The 13,326-nt window shown below is 60.8% G+C and carries 11 protein-coding genes; 7 read left to right on the plus strand and 4 right to left on the minus strand.

Going from position 1 to position 13,326, the window contains the following annotated elements:
• Nucleotides 1-310: 310 nt before the first annotated feature.
• Entirely contained in the window at nt 311-1,195 is an 885-nt protein-coding gene (locus tag AB8A50_RS01710; protein ID WP_439079901.1) for an AraC family transcriptional regulator, read from the plus strand.
• Nucleotides 1,196-1,220: 25 nt separating this feature from the next.
• Here AB8A50_RS01710 and galE read toward each other — a convergent pair whose 3' ends face one another.
• Entirely contained in the window at nt 1,221-2,234 is a 1,014-nt protein-coding gene (gene galE, locus AB8A50_RS01715) for a UDP-glucose 4-epimerase GalE (protein ID WP_175366707.1), read from the minus strand.
• 115 nt (nt 2,235-2,349) lie between these two features.
• Here galE and AB8A50_RS01720 point away from each other — a divergent pair, with 115 nt between their 5' ends.
• A complete protein-coding gene (locus AB8A50_RS01720; RefSeq protein ID WP_439076547.1) occupies nt 2,350-3,408 on the plus strand; it encodes a glycosyltransferase family 4 protein in 1,059 nt (352 codons plus the stop codon).
• Here the strand turns inward: AB8A50_RS01720 and AB8A50_RS01725 are convergent.
• Complete coding sequence (locus AB8A50_RS01725; RefSeq protein ID WP_089268222.1) at nt 3,390-3,920, minus strand: D-glycero-alpha-D-manno-heptose-1,7-bisphosphate 7-phosphatase; 531 nt, start codon at nt 3,918-3,920, stop codon at nt 3,390-3,392. The two genes, AB8A50_RS01720 and AB8A50_RS01725, sit on opposite strands and share 19 nt — an antisense overlap.
• Nucleotides 3,917-4,990 (minus strand): lipopolysaccharide heptosyltransferase II, encoded by a 1,074-nt coding sequence (gene waaF / locus AB8A50_RS01730; protein ID WP_439076548.1) that lies wholly within the window; start codon nt 4,988-4,990, stop codon nt 3,917-3,919. Before waaF ends, AB8A50_RS01725 begins: the two co-directional genes overlap by 4 nt.
• Nucleotides 4,991-5,182: 192 nt before the next feature.
• On the opposite strand from waaF, the gene rfaD reads away from it, so the two are divergent.
• From rfaD to AB8A50_RS01745, 3 genes are read left to right on the plus strand one after another with little or no spacing between them, the layout of a single operon-like run.
• Nucleotides 5,183-6,163, plus strand: a complete 981-nt coding sequence (gene rfaD, locus AB8A50_RS01735) for an ADP-glyceromanno-heptose 6-epimerase (protein WP_439076549.1) — start codon at nt 5,183-5,185, stop codon at nt 6,161-6,163.
• Nucleotides 6,164-6,185: 22 nt separating this feature from the next.
• Nucleotides 6,186-7,655, plus strand: a complete 1,470-nt coding sequence (gene rfaE1 / locus AB8A50_RS01740; RefSeq protein WP_439076550.1) for a D-glycero-beta-D-manno-heptose-7-phosphate kinase — start codon at nt 6,186-6,188, stop codon at nt 7,653-7,655.
• On the plus strand, nt 7,652-9,562 hold the full coding sequence (locus tag AB8A50_RS01745) for an SDR family NAD(P)-dependent oxidoreductase (protein WP_439076551.1): 1,911 nt from the start codon (nt 7,652-7,654) through the stop codon (nt 9,560-9,562). The genes rfaE1 and AB8A50_RS01745 overlap by 4 nt, the downstream gene beginning before the upstream one ends.
• A 7-nt stretch (nt 9,563-9,569) precedes the next feature.
• Here AB8A50_RS01745 and AB8A50_RS01750 read toward each other — a convergent pair whose 3' ends face one another.
• Nucleotides 9,570-10,583, minus strand: coding sequence for an MraY family glycosyltransferase (locus tag AB8A50_RS01750; RefSeq protein ID WP_439076552.1), 1,014 nt, complete (start codon nt 10,581-10,583; stop codon nt 9,570-9,572).
• A gap of 256 nt (nt 10,584-10,839) precedes the next feature.
• On the opposite strand from AB8A50_RS01750, the gene AB8A50_RS01755 reads away from it, so the two are divergent.
• Together AB8A50_RS01755 and AB8A50_RS01760 are read left to right on the plus strand one after the other, a co-directional pair.
• Complete coding sequence (locus AB8A50_RS01755) at nt 10,840-11,838, plus strand: NAD-dependent epimerase (protein WP_439057857.1); 999 nt, start codon at nt 10,840-10,842, stop codon at nt 11,836-11,838.
• 9 nt (nt 11,839-11,847) lie between these two features.
• Nucleotides 11,848-13,260, plus strand: a complete 1,413-nt coding sequence (locus AB8A50_RS01760; RefSeq protein ID WP_439076553.1) for a mannose-1-phosphate guanylyltransferase/mannose-6-phosphate isomerase — start codon at nt 11,848-11,850, stop codon at nt 13,258-13,260.
• The last annotated feature ends 66 nt before the right edge of the window (nt 13,261-13,326 follow it).

Consider the following 13,326-nt stretch of genomic DNA (forward strand, 5'->3'; position numbering starts at 1 on the left):
TCGCGGCTTCCACGTACACAATGACAGGGCTGGCGGAGAGGTCTTGTTCACACGCGTAGCAGATTTTAGTTTTCGCGCACTGCCACTAAACTTCGCGTCGATGTGGCGTTGTCGCAACAGCACATATGCGCACTATACAACCACGGTTACAGAACGTCGCACTGCCGAGATTTTTCGTGATGAGTTTGTTCTGTGTTGCTACACTATTCGTCGGAAATGAGTTGGACGTATGCATCAGGCCAGTTTCGTCTCAGATGGATTTGATCCGGAATTGCTGGATCACCAGAAATTCGCACTGTGGTGCGAAAATATGGAAGCGCTCACCTGCTGCGTGGACATCACACGTGCTGAAGATCAGCCATTCTCGGCTTTCGTGCACTGGGCAGATTATTCGAATGTGCGGGTCACCCGGTTCGGCGGCACGTTCAGTCGAATCCGACGATCCAGAACGGCAATCTCGCGCGGGCCGGACGATGATTTCTGTTTGATGTTTCATCGAGGCGAGGGGACGCTGGTCGTCGATCAGGTGGGGCGCGAAACGGCCTTGTCGTCAGACTGCGCTTTTCTCGGCACGAACGGACGTCCGGCAGATTTGCGATCGGATGCGGATTTCTCGTCGACGACGCTGACCGTCAGTAGGGAGCGCCTTTTGCCTCTCATTGGAAATGTCGACGATCTCCTGATCCAGCCGCTCGACGAACGGCGCGCAGCCGTGGCTCATCTGCGACGCTACATCGACATCTCGGTCGATCTGCTGCGCGATCCGCATGATGCGGAGCTCGACAGCCATATCAGCACGGCATTGCTGGATCTGACGGCACTCGCGCTAGGTGCCCGCGGCGACGCTGCACAACTTGCGTCGATGCGCGGTCTGCGCGCGTCGCGAACGCAGGAAATCATCGCTGAGATCGATCGCCATTTCGCGGATCCGGATTTTTCGGTGGGGCAGGTCGCGCGCCGGCTGGATGTGTCGCCGCGCTATCTCCAGGATCTTCTGCAAGATACCGGATCGAGTTTCACCGAGCGCCTTCTGGAACGCCGTCTGCAACATGCGATGCGTCTGCTGACGAGTGAACAGGGTGATCGGCTGAAGATCAGTGAAATCGCGCTGGCCAGTGGCTTCAACGAGATCTCATACTTCAATCAGCGGTTTCGACGGCGTTTCGGCGAGACGCCGACGCAATGCCGGCGTTGATCTGAGTGGGTGCTGGTCTAATCGTTCAGGCCGATTTCGCCATTAATTCAATGCCATGGCGCTCGCGGGCGAGCTTCTCTTCCCAGGCCAGCGCGTGGCGGGCGATGGTTTCGAGATCGTCGTATTGGGGCGTCCAGTCGAGCGTCGCGCGGATTCGGGTGGTATCGGCGATCATGGTCATGATGTCGCCGTCGCGGCGCGGGGCGTATTGAACCGCGAAATTTCGGCCCGATGCACGGCGCACGGCTTCGATGGTTTCCAGCACCGAATAGCCGCGGCCATAGCCGCAATTCAGGGTCGTGGATGCGCCGCCTTCGCGCAGGTAGCTCAATGCGGCGCGGTGGGCCTGAACGAGGTCGCTTACATGGATGAAGTCGCGGATGCAGCTTCCGTCGGGCGTCGGGTAATCGGTTCCGAACACGTCGATCTTGCTGCGCTGGCCGGTGGCGGCCTCGACGGCGATCTTGAGCAGATGCGTCGCGCCCATGGTGGCCAGACCGGTGCGGCCCTGCGGATCAGCGCCGGCGACGTTGAAGTAACGCAGCGCGACAAACTCCATGCCATAGGCCGGTGCGATGTCGTGCAGCATGATCTCGGTCATCAGCTTCGATGATCCGTAAGGCGACAGCGGTCGTGTGGGGGCATCTTCTGCCACGGGCGTGAAATCGGGATTGCCGTAGACGGCAGCGGTAGATGAGAAGATAAATTTTTTGACGCCGCACTTCACTGCCGCGCTGAGCAGGTTGCGTGTCGTCATTGTATTGTTGCGATAGTAGGCAAGCGGGTCGCGCATCGATTCCGGCACGACGACAGAGCCCGCAAAATGGATGATGGCGTCGATGCCATGGGCAGCAATGACGCCCTCGACGAGGTTCTCATCAGCGACATCGCCGATAAACAGCGGAACGCCCTCGGGGAGATATGTTGAGAAGCCCGTCGACAAATTGTCGATCACGACCACGCTCTCGCCGGCTTCCACCAGCGCATGGACCATGTGACTTCCGATATAACCGGCGCCGCCGGTGACAAGGACGGTCATTGGATTTACTCACTCTCCCGTTTTGGGAACGCTATCGCGCCCGGGATGAAGAGTGGGTTTCGACGGCCGGCAACTGGCCACTATGCTTAATGTTGCGTATAGGAAATCGGGCGAAATGGAGTCACCTGTGCCGATTGCGGGCAAAACGGCCGATAAACTGCAGCTGATCGTCACGAATCTGCACTGGCGCTACTCCGGTGTGACGGCGACTAATCGCATGGTGGCGCCGAAACTCGCAGACATGTTCGACGCGGCTTGGCTTGGATCCGACGCGCCCGCCGGCATTGCGCGCATGGATATCGGCGATCTCGTGAAATTGTGGCTGCGCCGCAAGCCTGTGATTTGGCACGCGCGGCGTAACAACGAGATGATTGCAGGTGTTGTGCTGAAGGCCCTCGGATGGCCGCTGAAACTGCTCTTCACGTCGGCTGCACAACGCCATCATACGTGGATTACGCGCTGGCTGATCAATCGGATGGACGCCATCATCGCGACCAGCGACATTTCCGCGTCGTATCTGAAGCGATCGGCGACCGTGGTGACGCATGGCGTCGATACCGGTCGCTACGCGCCGCCCGTCGATCGTGCGGCGGCGTTTGCGGAAGCGAACTTACCGGGGCGTTATGCGATCGGCTGCTTCGGCCGCGTGCGTGCACAGAAGGGCACCGATCTGTTTGTCGACGCGATGTGCGAGTTGTTGCCGCGCTATCCGGATTTCACCGCCGTCATTGTCGGGGCAATCACGCCGGACCAGATCGGCTTTGCCAATGAGCTCAAGAAGAAGATCGCCGAAGCCGGTCTGCAGTCGCGCATCGTCATCACCGGCGAGTTGCCGATCGAGGAGGTCGAGCGATGGTATCGACGCCTGACGATCTACGCTTTCACTTCGCGCAATGAAGGCTTCGGTCTGACGCTGATCGAGGCGATGTCGGCGGGGGCCGCGCTGGTCGCAACGCGTGCGGGCGCCGCGGAGATCGTGGTCGAGGAAGGCGTGACCGGCAAGCTCGTGCCAACCGGCGATGCAGTGGCACTCACGCTGGCATTGGAGCCGCTGATGCGCGATCCCGATGCCGCTGCAGCCATGGGTGAACGTGCGCGCCAGCGTGTGCTCGACAAATTCAGCCTCGATGCAGAAGCGCGCGGAATCGCGGAAGTTTATCGCAGGCTGCTCTGACCCTGCAGGATATCCGCAACGAACGCGTCCAAGTCACCGCCGGCAAACAGGAAGCCGGGTAGATGCGCGGCCTTGGCCGCTTCGATATCCGAATCGCGGTCGCCGATGGCAAAACTGCCTTTGCGTTGCACAGGCCAGTGCTGCATCAGGTCGAGGATCATGCCCGGGCTCGGCTTGCGCCAGTGATGATCTTCCAGGTAGCCAGCAACTGATCCGGCCGGATGGTGCGGGCAATAGCGGACGTCATCGATGCGGGCGCCTTGTGCGGCGAGTTCGGAGCGCATCCACTTAAACAGCGTATTGAGTTCGTCTTCGGTGAAATAACCGCGTGCGACGCCGGACTGGTTCGAAAACAGGAAGACGAAATAGCCGGCATCATTGAGCCGGCGAATGGCCTTGGCCGCATTCGGCATCCAGCGGATGCGATCGGCCGTGCCCATATAGCCGTCGTCGTAATTGATGACGCCGTCGCGATCGAGAAACGCTGCGGGCTTTGTTTGCGTGGTCGTCATATCTGCGCGCTTCTGTTGGATGCCTCGGCCATCACGCTCTGAACAATCCCGGCGACATCGTCGGCCGGGATGTCCCGCATGCAGGCATGGTTGTTCATGGTGCAGACCGGCCTGTGGCAGGGTTGGCACGGGACAATGGTCTTGGTCTGCACGGTCGCCGCCAGCGGATTGAGGGGACCCCATAGCTGCGGGCTGGTCGGTCCGAAAATGCCGACGGTCGGCGTGCCCACGGCGGCCGCAATATGCATCAGGCCGGAATCATTGGCCACGGCGACATTGGCGGCGGCCATGCCGATCACGCCATTGCGCAGATCGTTGGTGGTAAGGTCGCGGGCGCGGGGACCGGCGGCGGCAATGATCTCATTGGCGAGGTCCTTCTCGCCAGGGCCGCCGATGACCCAGACGTCCAGCCCGCGCTCGACCAGCAGTTTTGCCGCCTCGGCATAATAGGTCCAGCGCTTGGAGGAACCGACCGAGCCGGGACCGAGCGCGACGGCCGGACCGGTTCCCAGCCCATTGGCCTGCCGCCAGCGCGCGATCTCGTCGGCGGGCACGCGGAACTGGGGTACCGGCCATTCCGGCGGCAGTGGCGTGCCGTCCGGCAGCGCCAGTGCGCATTTCTTGTCGATCATGCGCGGCAGCCTCTTTTCGCCCCAGCGCCACTGATTGATCAGGCCGAAGCGCGCCTCGCCGACAAAGCCGATGCGCTCCGGGATGCCCGCCAGAGCGGGTGCCAGAGCCGATTTCCAGGTCCGCGGCATCACCAGCGCGGTGCCATAGTTCCGTGCGCGGAGGGTGTCCGCCAGTTCCCATTGCTTGGCGAGCGCGAGCTGGCTGCGCGGCAGGTCCCAGACGATGCCAGCGCGCACGCCCGGCATGTAGTCGACCAGCGGGGCGACCAGTCTGGTCACCAGCAAATCGACCGGCCGGTTCGGCCAGCGCTCTTTCAGGACCCGGACGACCGTATGACCCCGGACGAAATCACCGATCCACATATAGGGCACGATCAGGATCGGCCGGGTATCGTCCGGATCGACCATCACGCCCTGGTATGGGGAATTTACGTTCATTCTTTCAAGGACTTCGCTGTTCTGCCGCGGGCTATATCCGGCTCACGTCGGTACCCGCTCCATTCGGACAGGTAAAGCCATTTGGGATGTTTCCAACCATGTCCCCATGGCGGCGACGAACATCCCGTTGCCCAAGTTGCCTGTGGGGCAGGGTTGAGGCAAAGGTGGGTCAATCATGAGATCGGGGACTTCATGCTGCTTGTGACCGGGGGAGCCGGTTTTATCGGATCGAATGTCGTGGCCGCGTTGAATGACGCCGGCCGCGCGGACGTGACCGTCTGCGATGTGCTCGGTCATGATGGAAAATGGCGTAATCTTGCTAAGCGGCAACTTGCGGATGTGGTGCCGCCAGCCGAGCTGATGGACTGGCTGAAGGGCCGCAAGCTCGATGCGGTCATTCATCTCGGCGCGATTTCGGAAACCACCGCGACCGACGGTGATCTTGTGATCGAGACGAATTTCCGCCTCTCGATGCGCCTGCTGGACTGGTGCACGGCCAATGCGACGCCGCTGATTTATGCATCGTCCGCTTCGACCTATGGCGACGGCGCGCAGGGCTTTCGCGACGAGCAGAGCGTTCCCGAACTCAAGAAACTGCGGCCGATGAATCTCTACGGCTGGAGCAAGCACCTGTTCGACCTCGCGGTGGCCGAGCGCGTCGCCAAGGGCGAAAAGATGCCGCCGCAATGGGCCGGCCTGAAGTTCTTCAACGTGTTCGGGCCGAACGAGTACCACAAGGGCTCGATGATGAGCGTGCTGGCGCGGCGCTTCGACGACATCAAGGCCGGCCGCGGCATCCAGCTGTTCAAGTCGCATCGCGAAGGTATTGCCGATGGCGATCAGCGCCGCGACTTCATCTATGTCGAGGACGTCGTCCGCGTAATGATGTGGCTGCTGGCATCACCCAATGTCAGCGGCATCTTCAATGTCGGCACCGGAACCGCACGCAGCTTCAAGGATCTGATGCTGGCTGCCTATGCTGCACTCGGCACCAGGCCGAACATCGACTATATCGATATGCCCGAGCAGATTCGCGGCAGCTATCAGTATTTCACGCAGAGTGAAGTCGATCGGTTGCGCGGCGCCGGCTACAACGGCGGTTTTACAACATTGGAAGATGCGGTCTCGCATTATGTGAAGGGCTTCCTCGACCAGCCCGATCGCTTCCGTTGACGGCACAACAGGTACCGGTGTGATGTTTGATTTCGACGCCCTGTCGCACGCGATTGCCGACCAGACAGTGCTCTGCGTCGGCGATCTGATGCTCGACGAATTCGTCTATGGCGAGGTGTCGCGGATTTCGCCGGAAGCGCCTGCGCCGGTCATCGCGGTCCAGCGCAGCGAGATCAATATCGGGGGCGCCGGCAATGTCGCACGCAATATTGCGGCCCTCGGCGCGAAATGCATCTTTGTCGGTCTGGTCGGTGAGGACGATGCCGGTGCAACGCTCGAGAATGCGCTCGCGCAGGAGCCTCTGATCGAAGCATTGCTGGTCGCGGATTCATCGCGCCCGACGACACGCAAGGTGCGCTTCGTGTCCGAGCATTTCGCGACGCATATGCTGCGCGCCGACTGGGAACTGGCTACACCGGCGTCTGCGGTCATCGAGAAGCAATTGATCGATACGATTCTGCCGCAGCTCGCGCGTGTCGACATCGTACTGCTGTCCGACTACGCCAAGGGCGTGCTGACCGCGCGGGTGATCCGCAACGTCATCGACGCGGCAAAGAAGCTCGGCAAGCGCGTCATCGTCGATCCCAAGAGCGCAAATTTTGCGATCTATCGCGGCGCGACCTTGCTGACGCCGAACCGCAAGGAATTCGCCGAGGCAACGCGCAGCCGTGCGGATAGCGACATCAACATCGCGACTGCCGCGCAGGAAGCGATGATTCTAGCGGACTGTGCCGCGATGCTGGTGACCCAGAGCGAGCATGGCATGACGTTGGTGCCGCGTGATGGGGAGTCCATCCATGTGCCGGCGCTGCCGGTCAAGGTGCGCGACGTCTCGGGTGCCGGCGACACGGTGGCGGCGATGCTGGCTGTAGCTCTGGCGGCCGGGGCTGACTGGGAAGCGGCGTTGCGCGCGGCAACTGCCGCGGCAGCGGTCGCCGTCAGCAAGAAGGGGACGGCGGTGGTCACACCGTCCGAACTGCGCCGCAGGATCTTGCCGCATGCATTTCTGGCCGCCGAAGAAAAAATCGTGGCATCGACTGAGCTCAATGCGCAACTGGCCGACTGGCGCAGGCAGCAGTTGCGGATCGGTTTCACCAATGGCTGTTTCGATATCCTGCATCCCGGTCATGTAAAGGTTCTGACGGCGGCGCGCGCGACTTGCGATCGCCTGATCGTCGGCCTCAACAGCGACGCGTCGGTGAAGCGTCTGAAGGGCGAGGGGCGCCCGGTGCAGGACGAACGCGCTCGCGCAGAAGTGCTTGCGGCGCTGGAAGCGGTCGATCTGGTTGTGATTTTCGAAGAGGATACCCCACTGAACCTGATTACGCAGATCGCGCCGGCGACGCTGGTCAAAGGCGGCGATTACACGCGAGAGCAGGTGGTCGGCCATGAGGTTGTCGCCGCCAACGGCGGAGAGGTGATCCTGATCGATATCCTGCAAGGCCACAGCACGACGTCGCTGGTCGAGCGCGCCCGCAGCGGACAGTCATGACACGCATCACACAGTTTTCTGCTCGCAACTGGCTGATTGCGACGCATGACGCCATCGTCACGGCGGCCGCGGTCGTTCTCAGCTTCGTGCTGCGTTTCGATGGCGAAAATCTGTGGGATCGGCTGCCGCTGCTCCTGAAGATCCTGCCGTACTTCGTCGTCTTCAGCTTTTTCGTCTGTTACCTGTTCAATCTGACGACGACGAAGTGGCGCTTCATCTCGCTGCCCGATTTGCTGAATATCATCAAGGCATCCACGGTGTTGACGGGCGCACTTCTGGTGCTTGACTATATCTTCCTGGCGCCGAACGTGTACGGCACGTTCTTCCTCGGCAAGACAACGATCATCATCTACTGGTTCATCCAGATATTCTTTCTGAGCGGATCGCGACTGGCCTATCGCTATTTCCGTTATACGCGCACGCGCAATCAGGCGCGCGCGATGGATGCGTCGCCGGCACTGCTGATTGGTCGTGCGGCCGATGCCGAGGTGTTCTTGCGCGGTATTGAGAGTGGTGCCGTCAAGCGCATGTGGCCGGTTGGTATCTTGTCGCCGGCGATGTCAGACCGCGGACAGGCGATCCGAGGTGTGCCGGTCCTGGGCGGCATCGATGATCTCGGTAATGTCGTTGATGACTTCAGCACGCGGCAACGCCCGATCGAACGGATCGTGATGACGCCGTCGGCGTTTGAAGCAGAGGCGTTACCTGAGTCGGTATTGATGCGTGCGCGCAAGCTTGGGCTGACGGTTAGCCGGATTCCGTCGCTCGAGGAAAGCCGCGATACGCCGCAATTGGCGCCGGTGGCAGTCGAGGATCTGTTGCTGCGGCCGAGCGTCAAGATCGACTATGCCCGACTGGAGAATTTCGTGCGCGGCAAGGCGATCGTCGTGACCGGCGGTGGCGGCTCGATCGGCTACGAGATCTGCGACCGCGTCATCACGTTCGGCGCGGCACGGCTGCTCATCATCGAGAATTCAGAACCGGCGCTTCATGCGGCTATGGAAAAGCTGGCGGCCAAGGTCACCAGCGCAGCGATCGAGGGCCGCATCGCCGATGTCAGGGACCGCGAGCGCATTCATCAACTGATGATCGCCTTCAAGCCGGATGCGGTGTTTCACGCAGCCGCGCTGAAACATGTGCCGATCCTGGAGCGTGACTGGGGCGAGGGTGTCAAAACCAACATCTTCGGTTCTGTGAATGTCGCCGATGCGGCGCTCGCATCGGGCGCTGATGCGATGGTGATGATCTCGACCGACAAGGCAATCGAGCCGGTGTCGATGCTCGGCCTCACCAAGCGTTTTGCCGAGATGTATTGCCAGGCGCTCGATGGCGACGCCATCAGCGGCAGTGACGCCAAATCACCCATGCGGCTAATCTCGGTGCGGTTCGGTAATGTTCTGGCGTCGAATGGGTCCGTCGTGCCGAAGTTCAAGGCGCAGATCGAAGCCGGTGGGCCGGTGACGGTGACGCATCCCGATATGGTGCGCTACTTCATGACCATCCGCGAGGCCTGCGATCTGGTCGTCACCGCTGCAACCCATGCGATGAATGCGCAGCATGCGGATGCATCGGTCTATGTGCTCAGCATGGGGCAGCCGGTGAAGATCGTCGATCTCGCCGACCGCATGATCCGGCTGTCCGGTCTTCAGCCCGGCTACGATATCGATATCGTGTTCACGGGTGTTCGACCGGGCGAGCGGCTCAACGAGATATTGTTCGCCGATCAGGAGCCAACCAGCGAGATCGGTATCGCCGGCATCGTCGCTGCCCGCCCGAATGAACTGCCGCTGGAGACGCTGAACAGCTGGCTCGCGATCTTGCGGAAAGCCATTGAGGCGGATCAACACGAGGTCGCTGTGGCGACGCTGAAGGATGCGGTGCCGGAATATCGGGCGGCGGCACAGTGAGTCTGCGTCAGCGGCGCGGCATCGAGAAGGAGCGCAACACCAGCGCGACGGCGATGCCGCCAAGTACAAGTATAGTCGTGTCGGTAATAGCTGAGCGAAGATAAATAGACAGCCCGGCCAGGGCCGCCAGGCCGATATTGAGTACGAACACCGTTCGCACCACCTTGATCACGGTGAAGCCATTGTCCGTCGCGCGCTGATAGAAGTGCGAGCGATGCGCCAGCCATACCGGTTCGCGTTTTGCCAACCGCCGCAGCAGGGTGATGGTCGCATCGGCAAGGTAATACAGCGGCAGCAGGATGGCGGCAGCCAGATGGTGCGCATAGGCCAGTTGCAGGAAGCACCAAGCCAGCAACAGCCCGATGGGGAGGCTGCCGACGTCGCCCAGAAACATCTTCGCAACGGGCCGATTGAACGGCGCGAAGCCGAGTGTGGCGCCGCAGAGCGCAGCGGCAATGAGCGCCGTTGATAACGGCAGTTGCCCGGAGAAGCCGATCAGCACCAGCGCCGCGGTGATCGGAATCACTTCGGCCACTGTGATCCAGTCGAGCCCATCCATGAAATTCACGAGATTGACGAACCAGAGTGCAGCCAGCAGCAGCAAGCCGCGTTCGATCCAGAGAGGCAGGTCCGGTGTAATCTGCAGTGTCGGGGGCAGAGCAAACAGGATCGCGGCAATACTGACGGCTTGCAGCAGCAGTCGCGGCGCCACGGAAATCGGACGCAGATCATCAATCGCGCCGATGGTCGCGATCAGGATCGTTGCCCCGAACAGCACCCACAGCGCCGGTGTCGCTGAAACGGAAAGACTTGCAATCGAGCACCCGGCAACCAGCAGCGTGACTGATATCACCGCGATGCCGGCGCCTTGCGGTGTAGGCACCTTGTGGGACGATCGGGCGTTCGGTCGCGCCATTGCATAGCGGATGAGCAGCGGATGAATAGCGTTGATGCAAACCGCGGACAGAACGGCGGCTACAACCAGAGCGATGAAGGTTGTAATCAATTCGAATGACGACATCGGGATGACATTGATCGCAGGAAAGACATGCGTTGTGGGGAAGATTTGGGTCGCAATGAGACAAATAGTTCGGAGTTATGCACGGCGGCTCTTCTTATCTTGTTTTCATGGCATAGCTAGCGGCGAAGGCCGCGCTTCTGACGCAATCGGATGCTGCGATGCCGAAGTGTTGCAACATCATCGCCTGGATGGCTAATGGAATGCGACACGGATCGTCATGCAACATGGCGATTTCTGGCGAATGTCTGGGGACACGATGTCTGAACAACCCATCCTTGTCACCGGTGCTGCCGGCTTCATCGGTTTCCACGTGACGCGGCAGCTGCTGGCCGAAGGCCGAACGGTCGTTGGTCTCGATAGCGTCAACAGCTATTACGATCCGGCGCTGAAGGAGGCGCGGCTGAAGCTGCTGGAGGGCCAGCCTCGCTTTACCTTTGTGAGAGCGAATCTGGCAGATCGTCCCGCGATCTCGGCGCTGTTTGGCGAATACAAATTCCCTGTTGTCATTCATCTCGCTGCGCAGGCGGGTGTGCGCTATTCCATCGAGCAGCCGCACGCCTATGCCGATGCCAACCTCGAGGGCTTTCTCAATATCCTCGAAGGATGCCGGCACAATGGCTGCGCGCATCTGCTCTATGCGTCGTCATCCTCGGTCTATGGCGCCAACAAGAAGAAACCGTTCTCCGTCAGCGACAGAGTCGACAATCCGGTCAGTCTCTATGCTGCGACGAAGAAGGCCAACGAGTTGATGGCGCATTCCTACAGCCATCTCTATCGACTGCCGACCACCGGGCTGCGCTTCTTCACCGTCTACGGTCCATGGGGCCGGCCGGATATGGCGATCTTCCTATTTACCAAGGCGATCCTCGACAAGCAGCCGATCAAGCTGTTTAACCACGGTAACATGCGGCGCGACTTTACCTATGTCGATGATGTTGTCGGTGCTATCGGGCGGCTGATTGATCACGTGCCGACGGGTAGCGAGGACGAGGCGCCAGCGCGAATCTATAACGTCGGTAACCACAAGCCAGAGGACCTTTTGCATGTGGTCTCCGTTCTTGAGAAGGAACTGGGGCTTGAGGCAATCAAGACGATGCTGCCGATGCAGCCGGGCGATGTGCCTGAGACTTTTGCCGATGTGGACGATCTGATGCGTGACGTCGGCTTCAAGCCGGATACCTCGATCGAGGAGGGGATTCGGCAATTCGTGACGTGGTATCGCAGCCACTACGGTAATCTGAACGCGAAGGGTTGAGAGCGACTGATGAGCAAGCGCATTATTCCCCTGATCATGTGTGGCGGTGCCGGGACGCGCCTGTGGCCGTCGTCGCGTGAGGGGCGACCGAAGCAATTTCTGCCATTATTCGGGCCGCGCTCGACCTTTCAGGACACCGTGATTCGCGTATCCGATGCTGGCCTGTTCGATCGTCCCATTGTCATAACCAGTGCCGCCTATCGGTTCATGGTGCGCGAACAACTCGCCGAGATCGGGCTCGATGCAGACATTCTGCTCGAGCCGGCGCGGCGCGATTCAGGCCCGGCCATTGCCGCCGGTGCCGCGTTCGCCCAAACCCGCGATGAGGACGCGGTCGTGCTTGCACTTGCGGCTGATCACGTGGTGCGCGACGTCCCGGCTTTCGTGGCGGCGTGCCGGGCTGGTCTGGTGGTTGCCGATGCCGGGCACATCGTGACGTTCGGCGTGCAACCGGAGCGTCCGGCCACCGAATACGGCTATATTTCACCAGGCCAGGTGCTTTCTGACAAGGTGAAGAGCGTCGCCAAATTCGTCGAGAAGCCGGACCTGCAGACGGCAACCGGTTATATTGAGGCCGGCTATCTCTGGAACAGCGGCAACTTCATGTTTCGGGCGGGGATGCTGCTCGATGAATATCGTGGTGTCGACGCCGATAGTGTCGAGACCATCACCAGCGCTGTGGCGAAAGCCGGCCGCGATCTCGGCTTCTTTACGCTCGATGCGGACGCTTTCGGGAAGGCAAAATCGATCTCTGTCGACTATGCCGTGATGGAGAAGACGAGGAAGGCGGCCGTGGTGCCGGTGTCCTGCGGCTGGTCGGATGTCGGCTCGTGGCTCGCAGTGTGGGAGCTGTCCGACAAGGATGCGCAAGGCAATGCCGCGCAGGGCGTGGCTGTGTTCGAGGACTCGCGCAACTGCAACGTGGCCAGCGATGGTCCGGTGGTGGCGCTGGAGGGCGTCGACGATCTCGTGGTGGTGGCGACGCACGACGCCGTGCTGGTCTCCCGTCAGAAGGATGCCAACGGCTTGAAACGGCTTGTGGCGAAGCTGAAGGTCACGGCGCCGCAGGTCACCGAGGATCATCTCAAGGTGCATCGCCCATGGGGATCTGTGCAGGCTCTTGAGGATGGCGAGCGCTATCAGGTGAAACGTCTCGTGGTGAAAGCCGGCGAGCGGCTGTCACTCCAGATGCACCACCATCGCTCCGAGCACTGGATCGTTGTGCGTGGCAGCGCGAAGGTGACGATCAACGATCTGATCAAGACCGTCCACGAGAACGAGTCGATCTACATTCCGCTCGGTGCCACGCATCGTCTGGAAAACCCCGGCAAGATTCCGCTCGAGCTGATCGAAGTGCAGACAGGCAGCTATCTTGGCGAGGACGACATCGTTCGCATCGAGGATGACTACAAGCGGAACTAGCCCCGCCGGGCGTAGCTCACCCGAATCGATGCACCCACAGCGTGCATTCGCCTGAATTGGTGTCGG

The sequence above is a fragment of the Tardiphaga sp. 841_E9_N1_2 genome, from assembly GCF_051811065.1.
GTDB classification, from domain to species: domain Bacteria; phylum Pseudomonadota; class Alphaproteobacteria; order Rhizobiales; family Xanthobacteraceae; genus Tardiphaga; species Tardiphaga robiniae.

Coding starts and splice junctions, on each gene's coding strand:
- AB8A50_RS01710 (WP_439079901.1), top strand. CDS start 311: ATGGAAGCGCTCACCTGCTGCGTGGACATCACACGTGCTGAAGATCAG.
- galE (WP_175366707.1), bottom strand. CDS start 2,234: ATGACCGTCCTTGTCACCGGCGGCGCCGGTTATATCGGAAGTCACATG.
- AB8A50_RS01720 (WP_439076547.1), top strand. CDS start 2,350: ATGGAGTCACCTGTGCCGATTGCGGGCAAAACGGCCGATAAACTGCAG.
- AB8A50_RS01725 (WP_089268222.1), bottom strand. CDS start 3,920: ATGACGACCACGCAAACAAAGCCCGCAGCGTTTCTCGATCGCGACGGC.
- waaF (WP_439076548.1), bottom strand. CDS start 4,990: ATGAACGTAAATTCCCCATACCAGGGCGTGATGGTCGATCCGGACGAT.
- rfaD (WP_439076549.1), top strand. CDS start 5,183: ATGCTGCTTGTGACCGGGGGAGCCGGTTTTATCGGATCGAATGTCGTG.
- rfaE1 (WP_439076550.1), top strand. CDS start 6,186: ATGTTTGATTTCGACGCCCTGTCGCACGCGATTGCCGACCAGACAGTG.
- AB8A50_RS01745 (WP_439076551.1), top strand. CDS start 7,652: ATGACACGCATCACACAGTTTTCTGCTCGCAACTGGCTGATTGCGACG.
- AB8A50_RS01750 (WP_439076552.1), bottom strand. CDS start 10,583: ATGTCGTCATTCGAATTGATTACAACCTTCATCGCTCTGGTTGTAGCC.
- AB8A50_RS01755 (WP_439057857.1), top strand. CDS start 10,840: ATGTCTGAACAACCCATCCTTGTCACCGGTGCTGCCGGCTTCATCGGT.
- AB8A50_RS01760 (WP_439076553.1), top strand. CDS start 11,848: ATGAGCAAGCGCATTATTCCCCTGATCATGTGTGGCGGTGCCGGGACG.